Annotated in this window: 14 protein-coding genes; 5 read left to right on the top strand and 9 right to left on the bottom strand. The window is 73.6% G+C overall.

The features are described from left to right. Nucleotides 1-314 precede the first annotated feature (314 nt). Nucleotides 315-1,988, top strand: a complete 1,674-nt coding sequence (locus BLV02_RS15100) for a sensor histidine kinase (protein ID WP_083288734.1) — start codon at nt 315-317, stop codon at nt 1,986-1,988. Here the strand turns inward: BLV02_RS15100 and BLV02_RS15095 are convergent. Together BLV02_RS15095 and BLV02_RS15090 are read right to left on the bottom strand one after the other, a co-directional pair. Continuing rightward, a complete protein-coding gene (locus tag BLV02_RS15095; RefSeq protein ID WP_141711610.1) occupies nt 1,967-4,354 on the bottom strand; it encodes an HAD-IC family P-type ATPase in 2,388 nt (795 codons plus the stop codon). The two genes, BLV02_RS15100 and BLV02_RS15095, sit on opposite strands and share 22 nt — an antisense overlap. Nucleotides 4,355-4,375: 21 nt before the next feature. After that, on the bottom strand, nt 4,376-5,044 hold the full coding sequence (locus BLV02_RS15090) for a response regulator (RefSeq protein WP_240477222.1): 669 nt from the start codon (nt 5,042-5,044) through the stop codon (nt 4,376-4,378). A gap of 86 nt (nt 5,045-5,130) precedes the next feature. On the opposite strand from BLV02_RS15090, the gene BLV02_RS15085 reads away from it, so the two are divergent. After that, a complete protein-coding gene (locus BLV02_RS15085; protein ID WP_069111864.1) occupies nt 5,131-5,511 on the top strand; it encodes a pyridoxamine 5'-phosphate oxidase family protein in 381 nt (126 codons plus the stop codon). A gap of 124 nt (nt 5,512-5,635) precedes the next feature. Then, nucleotides 5,636-6,871, top strand: a complete 1,236-nt coding sequence (locus tag BLV02_RS15080) for an MFS transporter (RefSeq protein ID WP_069111865.1) — start codon at nt 5,636-5,638, stop codon at nt 6,869-6,871. A 144-nt stretch (nt 6,872-7,015) separates the two neighbouring features. Here BLV02_RS15080 and BLV02_RS15075 read toward each other — a convergent pair whose 3' ends face one another. Both BLV02_RS15075 and BLV02_RS15070 read right to left on the bottom strand, forming a co-directional pair. Then, nucleotides 7,016-7,432, bottom strand: coding sequence for a MerR family DNA-binding protein (locus BLV02_RS15075; RefSeq protein ID WP_069111866.1), 417 nt, complete (start codon nt 7,430-7,432; stop codon nt 7,016-7,018). Continuing rightward, the gene (locus BLV02_RS15070; RefSeq protein WP_069111867.1) at nt 7,429-7,740 is read right to left on the bottom strand and encodes a hypothetical protein; all 312 of its coding nucleotides are present in this window, start codon (nt 7,738-7,740) and stop codon (nt 7,429-7,431) included. The genes BLV02_RS15075 and BLV02_RS15070 overlap by 4 nt, the downstream gene beginning before the upstream one ends. Nucleotides 7,741-7,798: 58 nt before the next feature. Between BLV02_RS15070 and BLV02_RS38265 the strand changes: the two genes are divergently transcribed. Further along, entirely contained in the window at nt 7,799-8,218 is a 420-nt protein-coding gene (locus tag BLV02_RS38265; RefSeq protein WP_069111868.1) for a YkvA family protein, read from the top strand. Here BLV02_RS38265 and BLV02_RS15060 read toward each other — a convergent pair. From BLV02_RS15060 to BLV02_RS15045, 4 genes are read right to left on the bottom strand one after another with little or no spacing between them, the layout of a single operon-like run. Then, nucleotides 8,190-10,451, bottom strand: coding sequence for a glycoside hydrolase family 3 N-terminal domain-containing protein (locus BLV02_RS15060; protein WP_069111869.1), 2,262 nt, complete (start codon nt 10,449-10,451; stop codon nt 8,190-8,192). The genes BLV02_RS38265 and BLV02_RS15060 overlap by 29 nt on opposite strands. Before the next feature lie 8 nt (nt 10,452-10,459). After that, a complete protein-coding gene (locus BLV02_RS15055; RefSeq protein ID WP_069111870.1) occupies nt 10,460-11,290 on the bottom strand; it encodes a carbohydrate ABC transporter permease in 831 nt (276 codons plus the stop codon). Then, the gene (locus BLV02_RS15050; protein ID WP_069111871.1) at nt 11,287-12,195 is read right to left on the bottom strand and encodes a carbohydrate ABC transporter permease; all 909 of its coding nucleotides are present in this window, start codon (nt 12,193-12,195) and stop codon (nt 11,287-11,289) included. Before BLV02_RS15050 ends, BLV02_RS15055 begins: the two co-directional genes overlap by 4 nt. Before the next feature lies 1 nt (nt 12,196). Further along, the gene (locus BLV02_RS15045; protein ID WP_069111872.1) at nt 12,197-13,537 is read right to left on the bottom strand and encodes an extracellular solute-binding protein; all 1,341 of its coding nucleotides are present in this window, start codon (nt 13,535-13,537) and stop codon (nt 12,197-12,199) included. Nucleotides 13,538-13,676: 139 nt separating this feature from the next. On the opposite strand from BLV02_RS15045, the gene BLV02_RS15040 reads away from it, so the two are divergent. Then, nucleotides 13,677-14,702, top strand: a complete 1,026-nt coding sequence (locus BLV02_RS15040; RefSeq protein ID WP_069111873.1) for a LacI family DNA-binding transcriptional regulator — start codon at nt 13,677-13,679, stop codon at nt 14,700-14,702. A gap of 1 nt (nt 14,703) precedes the next feature. Here the strand turns inward: BLV02_RS15040 and BLV02_RS36540 are convergent, their stop codons facing one another. Beyond that, complete coding sequence (locus BLV02_RS36540; RefSeq protein WP_171906755.1) at nt 14,704-14,856, bottom strand: hypothetical protein; 153 nt, start codon at nt 14,854-14,856, stop codon at nt 14,704-14,706. Between the last annotated feature and the right edge of the window lie 113 nt (nt 14,857-14,969).

Raw genomic sequence — 14,969 nt, 5'->3', positions numbered from 1 at the left:
GCCAGTCTGGCATCCGGCACCGACAGCGCCGGATGTTGACTCGGGGCCGGCAACCCCCGATACCGGCCCCGAGCCATCCCCCGCGGGTGCGGCTGGTGTGATCCGCCCCACCCCAGTGCACCGCGCAGCGACGGTGAGCGCGAGCGGGCGAAGGTCGGACTCCGATGGGACCAAGGTCCCGCCACGCCGGGACCCTCGGCCTGGTCATCCTCGACATCGTCGCTGCTCGATGGGAAACTTGGCGCGGGCGGTAGGGGGTCGAGAGAGTGTACGAGTCCGAGCAGCTTCTGCCGAAGGTGCCGCTCGATCGGCTGATGACGGAGGTGCAGGCGCGCCTGCAGGCCGTCGTCGCGGCGCGCGACGGTGTGCACGCGCTGCTCGAGGCGGTCGTGTCGATCGGCCGCGAGCTGGACCTCGAGAGCGTCCTGCGGCGCATCGTCGAGGTCGCGACCGACCTCGTCGACTGCCGCTACGGCGCGCTCGGCGTCATCGGCGACGACGGCCAGCTGGCACAGTTCATCCCGGTCGGGCTGTCCGAGGACGAGATCGCCCACATCGCGCACTGGCCGCACGGCCGCGGCCTGCTCGGCCTGCTGATCAAGGAGCCGCGGTCGCTGCGGCTGGACGAGATCTCCGGGCACCCGGAGTCGTACGGGTTCCCGGAGGGGCACCCGCCGATGCACAGCTTCCTCGGCGTGCCCATCCGGGTCCGCGACGCCGTGTTCGGCAACCTGTACCTGACGGAGAAGAACGGCGGCCGCGACTTCGAGGAGCAGGACGAGACCATCGTGACGGCGCTGGCCACGGCCGCGGGCATCGCCATCGAGAACGCCCGCCTCTACGACGCCAGCCGCCGCCGCGAGACCTGGCTCGACGCGTCCGCCGAGGTCACCCAGGCGCTGCTGTCCGGCAGCTCGGTCGACGACGCGCTGATGCTGATCGCGTCGCACGCGCGGACGATGTCGTCGTCGCGCACCGCGGTGGTCATCGCGCCCGACGACGACGCCGCCGGGCTGATGCGGGTGCTGACGGCCCACGGCGACGGCGCCGACGGGCTGAACGGGCTGCGGTTCTCCGCCGAGGGGACGCTGTCCGAGGCGGTGCTGCGCTCCGGCGAGCCGCGCGTCGTCGCCGAGATCCGCCGCGGCGTCGAGCCGGCCCCGCTGCTGGACCGCCTGCCGGCCGGTCCCGCGCTGCTGGTGCCGCTGGGCGCCGAGCCGCAGGTGCGTGGCGTACTGGTGCTGGCGCGACAGCGCGGCGAGCACCCGTTCGCCGGGCCGACGGTGCGCATGCTGCAGGCCTTCGCCAGCCAGGCCGCCGTCGGGCTGGAACTGGCCGACGCGCGCAAGGACGCCGAGCGGCACGGGCTGGTCGACGACCGCGAGCGCATCGCCCGCGACCTGCACGACGTCGTGGTCCAGCGGCTGTTCGCCAGCGCGATGAGCCTCACCGCGGCGGCCCGGCTGATCGACCGTCCGGACGTCGCCGCGCGGGTCGAGCGCACCGTCGACGACCTCGACGCCACGATCCGGCAGATCCGCTCGACCATCTTCGCCCTGCAGTCGTCCAAGGACGACGTCACCGACACCCTGCGCGGCCGGCTGGTCGCCGTCGTCCAGTCGGCGGGGGAGCAGCTCGGGTTCGCGCCTGGCCTGCAGCTGATCGGCGAGCTCGACAACGCCGTCTCCGACGAGATCGCCGAGCAGCTGGTGCCGGTGCTGCAGGAGTCGCTGTCGAACGTCGTCCGGCACGCCAAGGCGAGCCGCGCCGGCGCCGTCGTCGAGCTGTCCGGCGGCCGCGTGCGGGTCACCGTCACCGACAACGGCGTCGGGCTGCCGGAGGTGCCGCACCGCAGCGGGCTGGCCAACCTGGCCGAGCGGGCGGCCCGCCTGGGCGGGACGTTCACCGCCGGGCCCGGCCCCGACGGCGGCACCGTGGTGCGCTGGGACGTCCCGGCCGGCGGCGCTCAGTCGTCGGAGTCGGCCTGACCCTGCCGCCCGCTCCACGCCCACACCAGCTCGACCAGCACGACGCCGGCGCCCGCGCAGATCAGCCCGATGACGGTGTACCCGGTGTTGCTGGGGTCGAGCAGGAACAGGTCCTGGGTGAACGGCAGCACGAACATCAGCGCCGACGACGCCGCCATGACGACGACCAGCGCGATCTTCCACGGCGCGTACGGCCGGGCGACGATGGCCAGCACCCAGAGCGCGATGATCGTCAGCGTGATCAGCGCCGTGGTGGTCGACTGCGTCCGCTCGGCCTCGGTCGCGTCGGCGCCCTGGTAGGTGAGCAGGTACGCGACGAAACAGGCCGCCCCGATGACGATGCCGGCCGGCACCGACGTGCGCATGACCCGGCCGACGAAGCCGGGCCGGGCCCGCTCGGTGTTGGGCGCCAGCGACAGCACGAACGCGGGCAGGCCGATGGTGAACCAGCCGGTGATGGTGACGTGGCGCGGGAAGAACGGGTACGGCAGCGGGTCGAACCCGACCAGCCCGGGCACGCCCACCATGAACGCCAGCAGCACCGAGTACACCGTCTTGGTGAGGAACAACGTGGCGACCCGCTCGATGTTGCCGATGACGCGGCGGCCCTCGGCCACGACGTGCGGCAGCGTGGCGAACTTGTTGTCGAGCAGCACGATCTGCGCGACGGACCGGGTGGCCGGGCTGCCGGCGCCCATCGCGACGCCGATGTCGGCGTCCTTGAGCGCGAGCACGTCGTTGACGCCGTCGCCGGTCATCGCGACGGTGTGCCCGCGCGACTGCAGCGCCCCGACCATGGCCCGCTTCTGGTCGGGTGAGACGCGGCCGAAGACGGCGTTGTCGTCGAGCACGTCGGCGAGCGCGTCGCGCTGCTCGGGCAGCGTGCGGGCGTCGACGGTGTGCGCGGCGCCCGGCAGCCCGAGCGACCCCGCGACGGCGCCGACCGAGGCCGCGTTGTCGCCGGAGATCACCTTGACGGTGACGCTCTGCTCGGCGAAGTAGGCCAGCGTGTCCTTGGCGTCGGGGCGGACCTTCTGGTCCAGCACCAGCAGCGCCGCCGGGGTGACGGCGCCGGGCGCGCCGGCGTCGTCGACCGGCCGGTCGGAGCGGCCGAGCAGCAGCACCCGCAGTCCCTGCGCGGCGGTCCGCTCGGCGTCGTCGCGCACCGGGTCGCCGGCCGGCAGCAGCACGTCGGGCGCGCCGAGCAGCCAGTCGCCGTGGCCGTCGAAGCTCGCACCGCTCCACTTGCGCGCCGACGAGAACGGCGCCACGCCGGTGACCCGCCAGCCGGGGTCGTCGGGGTGCGCCTCGGCGATGGCCTGCAGGCTGGCGTTCGGACGGGGGTCGGCGGCGGCCAGCGCGCCCAGCGCCGTCCGGGTGCTGCCGGGTTCGCCGTCGAGGTCGCGGATCTCCGCCAGCCGCATGGCGTTCTCCGTCAGGGTGCCGGTCTTGTCGGCGCACACGACGTCGACCCGGGCCAGCCCCTCGATGGCCGGCAGCTCGTTCACCAGGCACTGCCGCCGGCCCAGCCGGACCACGCCGACCGCGAACGCGATGGACAGCATGAGCACCAGGCCCTCGGGCACCATCGGCACCAGCGCCGCGACCATGCCGCGCAGCGCGTCGGGGAGGTCCTGGTCGCCGGAGAGCTGGTTGTAGATGGACAGCGCGCCGGCCGGGATCAGCAGGTAGGTGATGAACCGCAGGATGGTGTTGACGCCGTTGCGCAGATCGGAGTTGACCAGCGTGAACCGGCTGGCCTCCTCGGACAGCCGGGCCGCGTACGCCTCGCGGCCCACCTTGGTGGCGCGGTAGGCGCCGTTGCCGGCCACCACGAAGCTGCCCGACATCACCGGGTCGCCGGCGTGCTTCACGACCGGGTCGGACTCGCCGGTCAGCAGCGACTCGTCGACCTCGAGCGCGTCGGCCGCCACCACCTCGCCGTCGACGACGACCTGGTCGCCGGCGCCCATCTCGATGACGTCGTCGGCGACCACCTCGTTCGGGGCCAGCTCGACGGCGGTGCCGTCGCGGCGCACCCGCGGGCGGGCCTGCCCGACGATGGTGAGGCGGTCGAGGGTGCGCTTGGCGCGCAGTTCCTGGATCATGCCCACGACGCTGTTCGCGACGATCATGCCGCCGAACAGGCCGTCCAGCAGCGAACCGGTGCCGAGCACGATGAGGAACAGCACCAGGAGGATCGCGTTGATGCGGGTGAAGACGTTGCCGCGGACGATCTCCCAGGTGCCGCGACTGGCCCGCGCCGGGACGTCGTTGGTGCGGCCGGCCGCGATGCGCGCCGCCACCTCCGCCGTCGAGAGCCCGCGCCCCACATCGGCCGGCATGGTCGTCGGGTCGGAGCTCATGGGACGACCTTAGCGGCGGCGTCAGCTGCTCGGATGGTCTTTCGCCTCGGCCTTGAGCTGCGCCGACAGTGCCGCTGCCTGGGTGCGGCGGCTCATGTCGAGCTTGGCCAGCAGGTTGGAGACGTAGTTCTTGATGGTCTTCTCGGCGAGGAACATCCGCTCGCCGATCTGGCGGTTGGTGAGGCCCTCGCCGATGAGGTCGAGGATGCGCCGTTCCTGGTCGGTGAGCGCGGCCAGCGGGTCGGCGCGGGTGGCGCGGTCGCGTAGGCGGGCCAGCATGCGGGCGGTGCTCTCGGGGTCGAGCAGCGACTTGCCCTCGGCCAGCGCCCGGACCGCGCCGATGAGGTCGGTGCCGTGCACCTGCTTGAGGACGTACCCGGCGGCGCCGGCCATGACGGCGTCGAACAGGGCGTCGTCGTCGGCGAACGAGGTGAACATGAGGCACTGCAGGTGGGGGAGGCGCGAGCGCATCTCGCGGCAGACGGTGACGCCGTCGCCGTCGGGGAGGCGGACGTCGAGGATGGCGACGTCGGGCTCGAGGGCGGGGATGCGGGCCATGGCCTGTTCGGCGGTGCCGGCCTCGCCGACGACCTCGATGTCGGGCTCGGTCTCGAGCAGGGCGGACACCCCGCGCCGGACCACCTCGTGGTCGTCGAGCAGGAAGACGCGGACGACACGATCGGTGCTCACGTGCACGACGGTACCCCAGCCAGCAGGGGTCGTCATGGGACCTTCGTCCCTTCCGGCACGGGCCGGTTCGGAGGAGCGTGGGGCGCGTGCCTCCCTCGACCGCGGCCGACCCGGACCCGCTGGACCGGCGCACGTGTTACGCGCTGCTCGCCGGCGCCCCGATCGGCCGTCTGGTCTTCACCGAGGGCGCGCTGCCGGCCATCGAGCCGGTCCGCTTCCACCTCGACGGCGACGACGTGGTCGTCCAGGTCGGTTCGACGCCCGAGCTGCCGCCGGCCGACCGGCTGGGCGTCGTCGCGTTCCAGGCCGACGAGTACGACGAGACCAGGCAGACCGGCTGGTGCGTCGTCACCATCGGGCGGTCCACGGCCGACGAGCACGGCCTGCGGATCCGCCCCGAGATCGTCCGCGGCCGGCGGATCGGCCCGCTGCTCACCCCGGTGCCGCAGGACACCGCCGTCGGCTGAGCCGTCGGCTGAGCCGTCGGCCGCCCCGGCCGTCGACGGCCGTGAAGACACGGTGAAGACGGGCTGAAGCAGCCCGCTCCTACCGTCGGTCCGGAGCCGGTGCGGTGCCGGCGCGGAGGGACCGATGGCCGGCTGGCGCGAGGTGTTCGGCGTCGCCGAGTTCCGCGTGCTCTGGCTGGCCCAGACCCAGTCGCGCGCCGGAGACCAGCTGGCCCGGGTGGCACTGGCGCTGCTGGTGTACGAGCGGACCGCCTCGGCCGGGCTGACGGCGCTGATCTACGCGCTCACCCTGCTGCCGCCGCTGGTCACGGCGCCGTTGCTGACCGGGCTGGCGGACCGGTACCCGCGCCGGACGGTGATGGTGGCCGTCGACGTGGCGCGGGCGGCGTTCGCCGGGCTGATGGCGATCCCCGGCATGCCGCTGCCGCTGCTCGCGGCGCTCGTGGTCGCGATGACGTGCCTGCAGCCGCTGTTCGCGGCCGGCCGGACCGCGACCCTGCCGGCCGTGCTGACCGGCGACCGGTTCGCCGTCGGGATGGGCATCATGACGGCGACCGACGGGGTGGCCCAGATCGCCGGGTTCACCGTCGGCGGCCTGGTGGTCGTGTGGGCGGGCGGGCCGCACGTCGCGCTGGCCGCCAACGCCGTCACGTTCCTGCTGTCGGCGGCGCTGCTGCGGTGGGGGCTGCGGCCGCACCGGCCCGGCGGGGACTCCGCGCGGCGGCCGTCCGGGTTCGCGCTGGCGGGCGTGCGGCTGGTGGTCGGTGACCGGCGGCTGCTCGGGCTGGTGTCGCTGATCTGGCTGTTCGGCTTCTTCCTGGCCCCGGAGGCGCTCGCGGCGCCGTACGCGGACCAGATCGGCGCCGGCGCGGCCGCCGTCGGGCTGCTGATGGCGGCCGACGTCGTGGGCTCGGTGGTCGGCGCCGCCCTGGTGACCCGGGTGCGGCGGGCGTGGCGGGACCGGCTGACGGCGCCGCTCGCGGTCGCGACCGGGCTGCCACTCGTGGCGACGGTCGCCGGCCCGCCGATGCCGGTGACGGTGGTGTTGTGGGCGTTGTCCGGGCTGCTCGCGACGTACATGGTGCTGGCGCAGGTGGCGTTCACCGAGGAGCTGGCCGACGAGGTACGCGGGCGCGCCATCGGCTTCGCGTCGGCCGGCCTGCAGTCGGCGCAGGGCGCCGGCGTCCTGCTGGCCGGCGGGCTGGCCGAACTGCTGCCGCCGTCGGTGGCCGTCGCCGCGTGCGCGGCCGCCGGTTCGCTGGGCGCGGTGCTGGTCTGGGCGGCGCTGTTGCGCCGCCGCGACCACCTCGGCCCGGCCGTCCATCGAGCCGAGGAGAGGAGGAGCCATGCGCGACCGTGACATGAACCGCAGCTGGGACTGGGAGCACTGACCCAGCCGCTGGAAGGCGCCTCGGGCGGCGTCGCGCCCGGGGCGCCGCTTTGCAATGAGCACCTATACGCAACGGCACCAGGTGTTGCGTATAGGTGCTCATTGCAAAGCGGGTCAGGAGTGGTGGGCCAGGCCGGTGAACGGGATCGGGCAGTCCGGGCTGCCGGCGCAGTCGCGCAGGTCGTGGCAGCCGGCGTCGACGGCGGCTCTCAGGGTGTCGCGGATGGCGACGAGGTCGGCGATGCGGCCCTCGATCTCGGCGATCTTCGCGGTGGCGCGTTCGCGCAGGTCGGCGTCGGAGCGGGCGTGGCCGCGGCCGGTGTCGGAGAGCTCGGCGATCTCGTCCAGCGTGAAGCCGAGCCGCTGCGCCGCCTTGATGACGCGGACGGTGGTGACGGCGCCGTCCGGGTACGTGCGGTGGCCGCCGAGGGTGCGCTCCGGCGCCGCGAGCAGTCCGCGGCGCTCGTAGTAGCGCAGCGTCTGCAGGTTGACGCCGGCCGCCGCGGCCAGCTCGCCGCTGCGCAGCGTCATCGGGCCAGCCGCTCCAGGCCGTCCAGCACCGTCGCCTGCGCCGGCGGCACGTCGACCGTCAGCGCGCCGCCGTCACCGAAGTCGAAGGTGAAGAACGAGCAACAGGCCGACTCGCGTCCGGCGAGGTCACGGGCGGTCGCGAGGACGACAGGGTCGTCGTCGAGGGTGAGCCGCAGCCGGGTCGGGGAGACCCGCACCGGGCCGCTCGCGGAGCGGGCGAACAGGTCGGCGAACTCGGCCAGCCGCAGCGGGCGCTCGGCCGTGGGCAGGGTGCACGATGATGGAAGGAACGTGGCGTCGATGTCCATGCCTCGACGGTAAACCCGTACCTGGGTACCGGATGCAAGTCCTCTCGCGGAGGTGGCGATGCCCGGCTGGCTGCAGGCAGGCCTGATCGCCGTCGGCGTGCTGGTGCTCACCTGGCTGGTGCTCATGCTCCTGGCGTGGCGGCTGCCGCCCGGCCTGGCGAAGGACCTCGCCGGCTTCCTGCCCGACTGCGTCACGACGGCGCGCCGGCTGCGCCGCGACCCCCGGGTGCCGCGGCGGGCCAGGGTGGCGGTGCTGGTCGCGATGCTCTGGGTGCTCTCGCCGATCGACCTGATCCCGGAGTTCCTGCCGGTCATCGGCCCGCTCGACGACGTCGTCGTGGTCGCGCTGGTGCTGCGCTACGCCGCCCGCACCGTCCCGAGGGAGGCGCTGTTCGAGGCCTGGCCGGGCAACCCGGACCTGCTCCGCCGCATCCTCGGACTCGGCCCGGTCACTCCACCCGGGCCGGGGTCGTCATGACGCGGGCGCCGGCCAGCACGCGCGGCGCGTCGCCGGTGATCTCCAGCTCGGCGGCCACCGGCAGCGCCTCACTGGACGGGCCCGCGGCCAGCGTGAACGTGCCGGGCTCGACGACGCGGCGCAGGTCCAGGCCGGGGAACGACGTGCGGTCGGCGTGCACGTCGAACGTGACGCGGCGGGTCTCGCCCGGCGCCAGCGGCACGCGCAGGTAGCCGATCAGCTCGCGGACCGGCCGCACGGTCTGCGCGACGTGGTCGGTGAGGTAGAGCTGCACGACCTCGGCGGCGGGGCGGCGGCCGGCGTTGCGCACCGTCACCGTGACGTCGACCCGCCCGTCGGCCGGCATCGACGCCGCGCCGAGCGTCAGGTCCCGGTACTCGACGGTGGTGTAGGACAGGCCGTGCCCGAACGGGTACAGCGGCGCCGGGTCGAGGCTGGAGATGCCGTCCGTGCGCCGCCCCAGCGGCGCCGCCCGGTACGTCGGCAGCGCGCCCGACGGCGTACGGGGGACGGCGACCGGGAGCCGGCCGCTCGGCTCGACCCGCCCGGACAGCACACCCGCGATCGCGGCGCCGCCTTCCTCGCCCGGGAAGAACGCCTGGACGACGGCCGCGCAGCGGGGCGCGAGGGCGCCGAGCGCGTACGGCCGCCCGGAGACCACCACCAGCACGACCGGCGTCCCGGTGTCCAGGACGGCCGTGACCAGCTCGGCCTGGACGCCCGGCAGCGCGAGGTCCGGCGCGTCGCAGCCCTCGCCGGACGTGCCGCTGCCGAACATCCCGGCGAGGTCGCCGACGGCGACGATCGCGACGTCGGCCTGCGCCGCGAGCGCCGCCGCGGCCGCGAACCCGGACCGGTCGTCGCCGGTGATCGCCGCCCCGGCCGCGTGCGGCACCGCCGCGTCCGGCAGCTCCGTCCGCAGCGCCTCGAGCAGGGTGGGCACCGCGACGCCGAGGTCGTCGCCGTCGTACCCGGCCAGTACGTGGTTCGGGAACGAGTAGCAGCCGAGGAACGTGCGCGGCTGCACCGCGGTCGTGCCGATGACGGCGACCCGGCCGGGCCCGCCGCCCGCGGCACGCAGCGGCAGCGTCCCGTCGTTGGCCAGCAGCACGACCGACCGCTCGGCCAGCCGGCGGGCCAGCGCGCGGTTCGCGGGGGAGTCGAGGTCGGCGCCGTCGTCGCCGCGCGGCTCCCAGCCGGGGTCGAGCAGGCCGAGCCGGCCCTTCTGCAGCAGCACCCGGCGGGCGGCCTGGTCCAGGGCCGGGCCGGCGGCCAGCCGGGCGAAGCCGACGGTCTCCGGCAGTTCGACGTCCACCCCGGCGGCCAGCGCGAGCGCGCCCGCGCCGTCGTCGTCGGCCGCGATGCGCTGGGTGCGGCGCAGGAACGGGACCGCCCAGTAGTCCGACACGACGGTGCCGCCGAACCCCCACGCGTCGCGCAGCAGCGTCGTCAGCAGCGCGTGGCTGGCGGTGGGCGGCACACCGTCGACGGCCGCGTACGACGGCATCACCGCGCCGGCGCCGCCCTCGCGGATCGCCAGCTCGAACGGCGGCAGCAGCACCTCGGCCAGCTCCCGCGCACCCACTCCGACCGGGGCGTGGTTGCGCGCCGCCCGCGACGCCGAGTAACCGGCGAAGTGCTTCAGCGTCGCCACCAGCCCGGTGGACTGCAGGCCGCGCACGTACGCCGTCGCCACCGTCGCGACCAGGTACGGGTCCTCGCCGATGGACTCCTCGACCCGGCCCCACCGGTAGTCGCGGACGACGTCGAGCACCGGCGCCAGCCCCTGGTCGACGCCGACTGCGCGCAGGTCGCGGCCGATCGCGGCGGCCACCTCCTCGACGAGCTCCGGGTCGAACGCGGCGCCCCACGCCAGCGGCGTCGGGTAGATCGTGGCGCCGTACGCGGTGAAGCCGGTCAGGCACTCCTCGTGCGCGATCGCCGGGATCCCGAACCGCGATGCCTTCTGGACGCGCGCCTGCCGCTCGCGCAGGTCGGCGACCCCGTCCGCCACCGAGACAGGCGCCGTCCCGAACACGCGGGTGAGGTGGCCGAGGCCGTGCTCGATCGCCGCCTCGAACGAGTCCGGCCCGGTCATGTCGCCCTCCATCGGCGCGACGTCGCCGCTCCCGGGGTCCTCAGGCCGGTGCCAGTAGCTGCCCAGCTGGCCGGCCTTCTCCTCCGGCGTCATCGCGGCGAGCAGCGCCTCGACGCGCTCGATGTCAGCGGTCATCGATTTCCTCACTTACCGAAGCCGGCGGTCAGGCCGGACACCAACTGGCGGCGGCCGACGACGAACGCGGCCAGGACGGGGAGCGCGGACAGCGTCACCGCGGCCAGGACGGCGGGCACGTTGACGGCGAACTGGCCCTGGTAGGTCCAGAGCGACAGCGGCAGCACCCGCACCGACGAGCTCTGCGTCAGGATCAGCGGGAACAGGAACCCGTTCCACACCTGCAGCGCCTGGTAGATGCCGACGGTCAGCAGCGCCGGTTTGCTCAGCGGAAGCACCAGCGCCAGCAGGATGCGCCCGTGCCCGGCGCCGTCGGCGCGCATCGACTCGAACAACTCGGCCGGGATGTCGCGGACGAAGTTCACGATGATCAGCACGCTGATCGGGACGGCGAACGCGATGGCCGGCAGGATCAGTGCGAGCAGGCTGTCGTACAGCCCCAGCCGGACGATCAGGTAGTACACCGGGATGATCGTCGCCTGCACCGGGATCGCCAGGCCCAGCAGCGCCAGCCGCAGCGTGCCGCGCGACAGCGGCGTCCCGGCGCGGACCACGTAGTACGACGCCATCAGCGACACCGTCAGGATCACCGCCACCGCCGCGACCGTGACCACGACGCTGTTGCCCAGGTAGCGCAGGAAGTCGTTCTCCAGCACCAGCCGGTACGCGTCGAGCGTCGGGTCCGCCGGCGGCAGCAACGGGTTCTCGGTGTAGTAGTCCTGCTGCCGGCGCAGGCTGGTGAGCACCAGGTAGTAGACCGGCACGATCGTCACGACGACCCACACCAGGCCGCCGAGCGCCCCGAGCACGTTCGGGGTCTCGCGGATGCGCCGGCTCACGCGGCGCCCGCCTGCTGGCTCTGCATGCGCCCGGAGCCGGAGATGCGGCTGAGCAGCAGCGACAGCGCCAGGCCCAGCGCCACCAGCAGCACGGCGATGACGCTGGCCGGGCCCATCTGGTAGCTGCGGAACCCGGTCAGGTACATCTCCAGCGGCAGGATCCGGGTCGCCTCGCCCGGCCCGCCGCCGGTCAGCACGAACACCAGGTCGAAGTACGTCAGCGAGCCGACCAGCATCAGCGTCGACGACGTCACGATGGTGTAGCGCAGCTGCGGCAGCGTCACGTACCGGAACTGCTGCCACCGCCCGGCGCCGTCCAGCGTCGCCGCCTCGTACAGCGACGCCGGGATCTGCCGCACCCCGGCCTGGTAGAGCAGGGCGTGGAACGGCACGAAGCACCAGCCGACCACGAAGATCACCGCGTACAGGGCGAGGTCCGGGTCGCCCAGCCAGTTCGTCGTCAGCGTGCCGGGGGAGAACGCGCGGGACAGCCCGAAGTTGGGGTCCAGCAGCGACCGGAACGTGATGCCGATGGCCGCCGACGAGAACAGCAGCGGCAGGAAGTACAGCACGGCGAAGGCCGCCCGGTAGCGCTGCCGGCCGGCCGTGAACACGCCGAGCAGCAGCGCGACCGGCGCCTGGAACAGGAACGACACGACGACGAACACGACGGTGCGCCAGAGCGCTGCGCGGGTCGCGGGGTCGGCGAGGGTGTCCAGCCAGATCTCCGTGCCGGCCCAGCGCGGCGTGCCCAGGCCGTCCCACTCCATGAAGGAGAGGACGGCGACGCCGCCGAGGGGGAGTAGCGCGAACAGCGCGAAGAACGCCAGGGCGGGCACGGCCAGCCAGAACGGTGGCCCGGTGCGGCGGGTGGCGGCCGCACCGGGCCGGCGGGCGATCGTCATGTCAGAGCGTGGCGTTCATCGCGTCGACGAACTGTTGCGGGGTGATCTCGCCGAGGAAGATCTGGCTGAGGTTCGTCAGGAGCTCCTGCGCCTGGTCCGAGGGGAGCGCCTGGTCCCAGGAGAGCTGGAAGTGCGGCGCGTCCTGCACCAGTCCGTAGGCGAAGCCCAGGTACTCGGCGTCGTCGCTCTGCGCGATCTGGTCCTCCAGGCCCGCGACCGGCGGCACGCTCCCGGCGTCGAGCATGGCGGTGAGCTGCTCGTCGTCGTAGACGGAGCCGTTGACGTAGTCGAGCGCGGTCTGCTGCGCCTCCTCGCTCGCCGACGCCGAGACGGACCAGAAGTTGGCCGGGTTGCCGACGATGTTCGCCGGGTCGCCGCTGCCGCCCTCGACCTCCGGGAACGTGGTGAAGCCGAGCGCCGACGTCGCGAACTCCGGGTTGTCGGTGTGGAAGGTCGCGTAGACCCAGCTGCCCTGCAGCAGCATGGCGGCGCGGCCGGTGTGCACCAGCGCGGCGTCGGCGCTCTGGTCGGCGGCCACCGAGGCGAACGCGTCGCCGAACCCGCCGGCGTCGACCAGCTCCTGGATCTTCGTCAGCGCCTCCGCGATCGCCGGGTCCGACCACGCGTCCGGCTCGCCGTCGAGGACGGCCTGGAAGACCTCGGGCCCGCCGACGCGGTCGGTGAGGTACTGGATCCACATCAGCTCCGGCCAGACGCTCTGCCCGGCCAGCGAGAACGGGATGATGCCCTGGTCCTGGAAGGTGGCGACCGCGTCCAGGGTCTCCTGCCAGGTCGTCGGCACCTCGATGCCGGCCTGCGCGAACAGGTCCTCGTTGTAGTAGAGGACGACCGGCTGGACGTCGTTCATCGGGACCGCGTACGTGGTGCCGTCGATGACGCCGTTCTGCGCGACCGACGGCATGACCCGGCTGGTCAGCTCGGCCGTCTGCGCCCCGATGTCGACGACCTGGTCGTTCGCGACGTAGTCGGCCAGCGTGCCGCCGGTCCAGTTCATGATCAGCGTCGGGGCCTCGCCAGAGCCGACCGACGTGCGGATCTTCTCCTTGTACGCGTCGTTCTCGAACTCCTCGACCGCGATCGGCTGGTCGTCGTTGGCGCCGTTCCAGCGTTCGAACGAGGCGGCCGTGACGGGCCAGCCGCCGCCGGTGAGGATCCAGGCGCTGGCCGCGCCGCCCTCGCCGTTCTGAGCATCGTCGCCGGTGCCGCCCGTGCCGGCGTCGGTGGAGTCGCCGGGGCTCGCGCCCCCGCAGGCCGCGAGTGCGAGCGCCGTGGCGGCGGCGACCGTCGCTGCCGTCACGGCCCGGAGTCTGGTGTGCCTCATGGCGCCATCCTGTCCTCGTGGAGCGAATGGGTTCCGAAACAGTTGCGACGGTGTTTCGGTTGACCGAGAGGGTAATCAGGTGGGTGTATGGCGTCAATGGGTACTTGACAACGGGTCTCGACCGAAATAGTTTCGGCGCATGCGAGGAGAGCGGCCGACCCTGGACACCGTCGCGCAGACCGCCGGGGTGTCCAAGGCGACGGTGTCGAAGGTGCTCAACGGACGCGGCGACGTCGCGGCGGCGACGCGGGCCCGGGTGCAGGAGGCGATCGGGGCGCTGGGCTACGTTCCCAGCACCGGCCGGCGGGTGCACGACACCACGCCGACGGTCACCGTCCTGTTCGACGCGTTCGTCAACCTGTACTCGTCGCAGGTGCTGTCCGGCGTCGTGTCGGCCGGCCTCGAGCAGGGCGTCGACGTCGTCGTCACCCATCTGGCCGGGTCGGGCGCGCTGACGCCCGAGTGGTTCCGCGGGTTGTCGGCGAAGGGGCACCTCGGGCTGATCGTCGTCACCACCGAGGTCAGCCCCTCCGAGGTCCGCGCCTGCGCCGACGCCGGCCTCGGCCTCGTCGCCGTCGACCCCGTGTCGATCGACCCCAGCACCACCGACCGGCTGGTCAGCGTCAGCGCCACCAACTGGTCCGGTGGCCTGCAGGCCACCGAGCACCTGCTCGGGCTCGGCCACCGGCGCATCGGCTTCGCCGGCGGCCTGCCCGCGTCACGGCCGGCGCAGCAGCGGCTGCACGGCCATCTCGCCGCCCTGTCCAGCGCCGGCCTCCCCGCCTCCGCCGACGACGACCTCGTGCTGCAGGTGGGGTTCAGCCACGAGGACGGGCAGGCCATGGCCGCCCGGCTGCTCGACCTCCCCTCGCCGCCCACGGCGATCGTCGCCGGCTGCGACGCCTCCGCCCTCGGCGTCATGGAAGAGGCACGCCGCCGCGGCCTGCGCCTGCCCGACGACCTCAGCATCGTCGGCTTCGACGACACCTACGCCGCCGCCTGGACGTCGCCCCAGCTCACCACCGTGCGCCAGCCGATGCGTGAGATGGGCCGGGTGGCGCTGCGGACCCTGCTCGGCCTCGCGCGGGGCCAGCGCCCCGAGACCCACCACTTCGAGCTCGCCACCACCCTGGTGGAACGCAGCTCCACCGCGCCGCTCGGCTGACCTACGCCGGCGGCTCGATGGCGGCGAGCAGGTGATGCATCGTCGACGACGGATTGTTCTGCGGAAATGGCGTCTGGTTGCGCTGGTGGAGCCTGGCCAACTCGATCGCGCGCTCGACCGCCAGGTGGCGAGCATCGAAAGAGGCTCCGTTCACGCACTCGTAACGCGCGAGTGGCGCATGTCACGTGGCCGTAATGGTCGCCGCACGCCCGAGTAACGACGGATCGCCACGATCACAGGGACGTGGCCGGCCTGTGAACGGGTCCG

The sequence above is a fragment of the Jiangella alba genome (assembly GCF_900106035.1).
Taxonomy (GTDB): domain Bacteria; phylum Actinomycetota; class Actinomycetes; order Jiangellales; family Jiangellaceae; genus Jiangella; species Jiangella alba.
The sequence above is the reverse complement of the archived record's forward strand: the minus strand, read 5'-3'. Positions and strand labels throughout refer to the sequence as shown.

Coding starts and splice junctions, on each gene's coding strand:
- BLV02_RS15045 (WP_069111872.1), bottom strand. CDS start 13,537: ATGAGGCACACCAGACTCCGGGCCGTGACGGCAGCGACGGTCGCCGCC.
- BLV02_RS15080 (WP_069111865.1), top strand. CDS start 5,636: ATGGCCGGCTGGCGCGAGGTGTTCGGCGTCGCCGAGTTCCGCGTGCTC.
- BLV02_RS15050 (WP_069111871.1), bottom strand. CDS start 12,195: ATGACGATCGCCCGCCGGCCCGGTGCGGCCGCCACCCGCCGCACCGGG.
- BLV02_RS15060 (WP_069111869.1), bottom strand. CDS start 10,451: ATGACCGCTGACATCGAGCGCGTCGAGGCGCTGCTCGCCGCGATGACG.
- BLV02_RS15070 (WP_069111867.1), bottom strand. CDS start 7,740: ATGGACATCGACGCCACGTTCCTTCCATCATCGTGCACCCTGCCCACG.
- BLV02_RS38265 (WP_069111868.1), top strand. CDS start 7,799: ATGCCCGGCTGGCTGCAGGCAGGCCTGATCGCCGTCGGCGTGCTGGTG.
- BLV02_RS15075 (WP_069111866.1), bottom strand. CDS start 7,432: ATGACGCTGCGCAGCGGCGAGCTGGCCGCGGCGGCCGGCGTCAACCTG.
- BLV02_RS15100 (WP_083288734.1), top strand. CDS start 315: ATGACGGAGGTGCAGGCGCGCCTGCAGGCCGTCGTCGCGGCGCGCGAC.
- BLV02_RS15040 (WP_069111873.1), top strand. CDS start 13,677: ATGCGAGGAGAGCGGCCGACCCTGGACACCGTCGCGCAGACCGCCGGG.
- BLV02_RS15095 (WP_141711610.1), bottom strand. CDS start 4,354: ATGAGCTCCGACCCGACGACCATGCCGGCCGATGTGGGGCGCGGGCTC.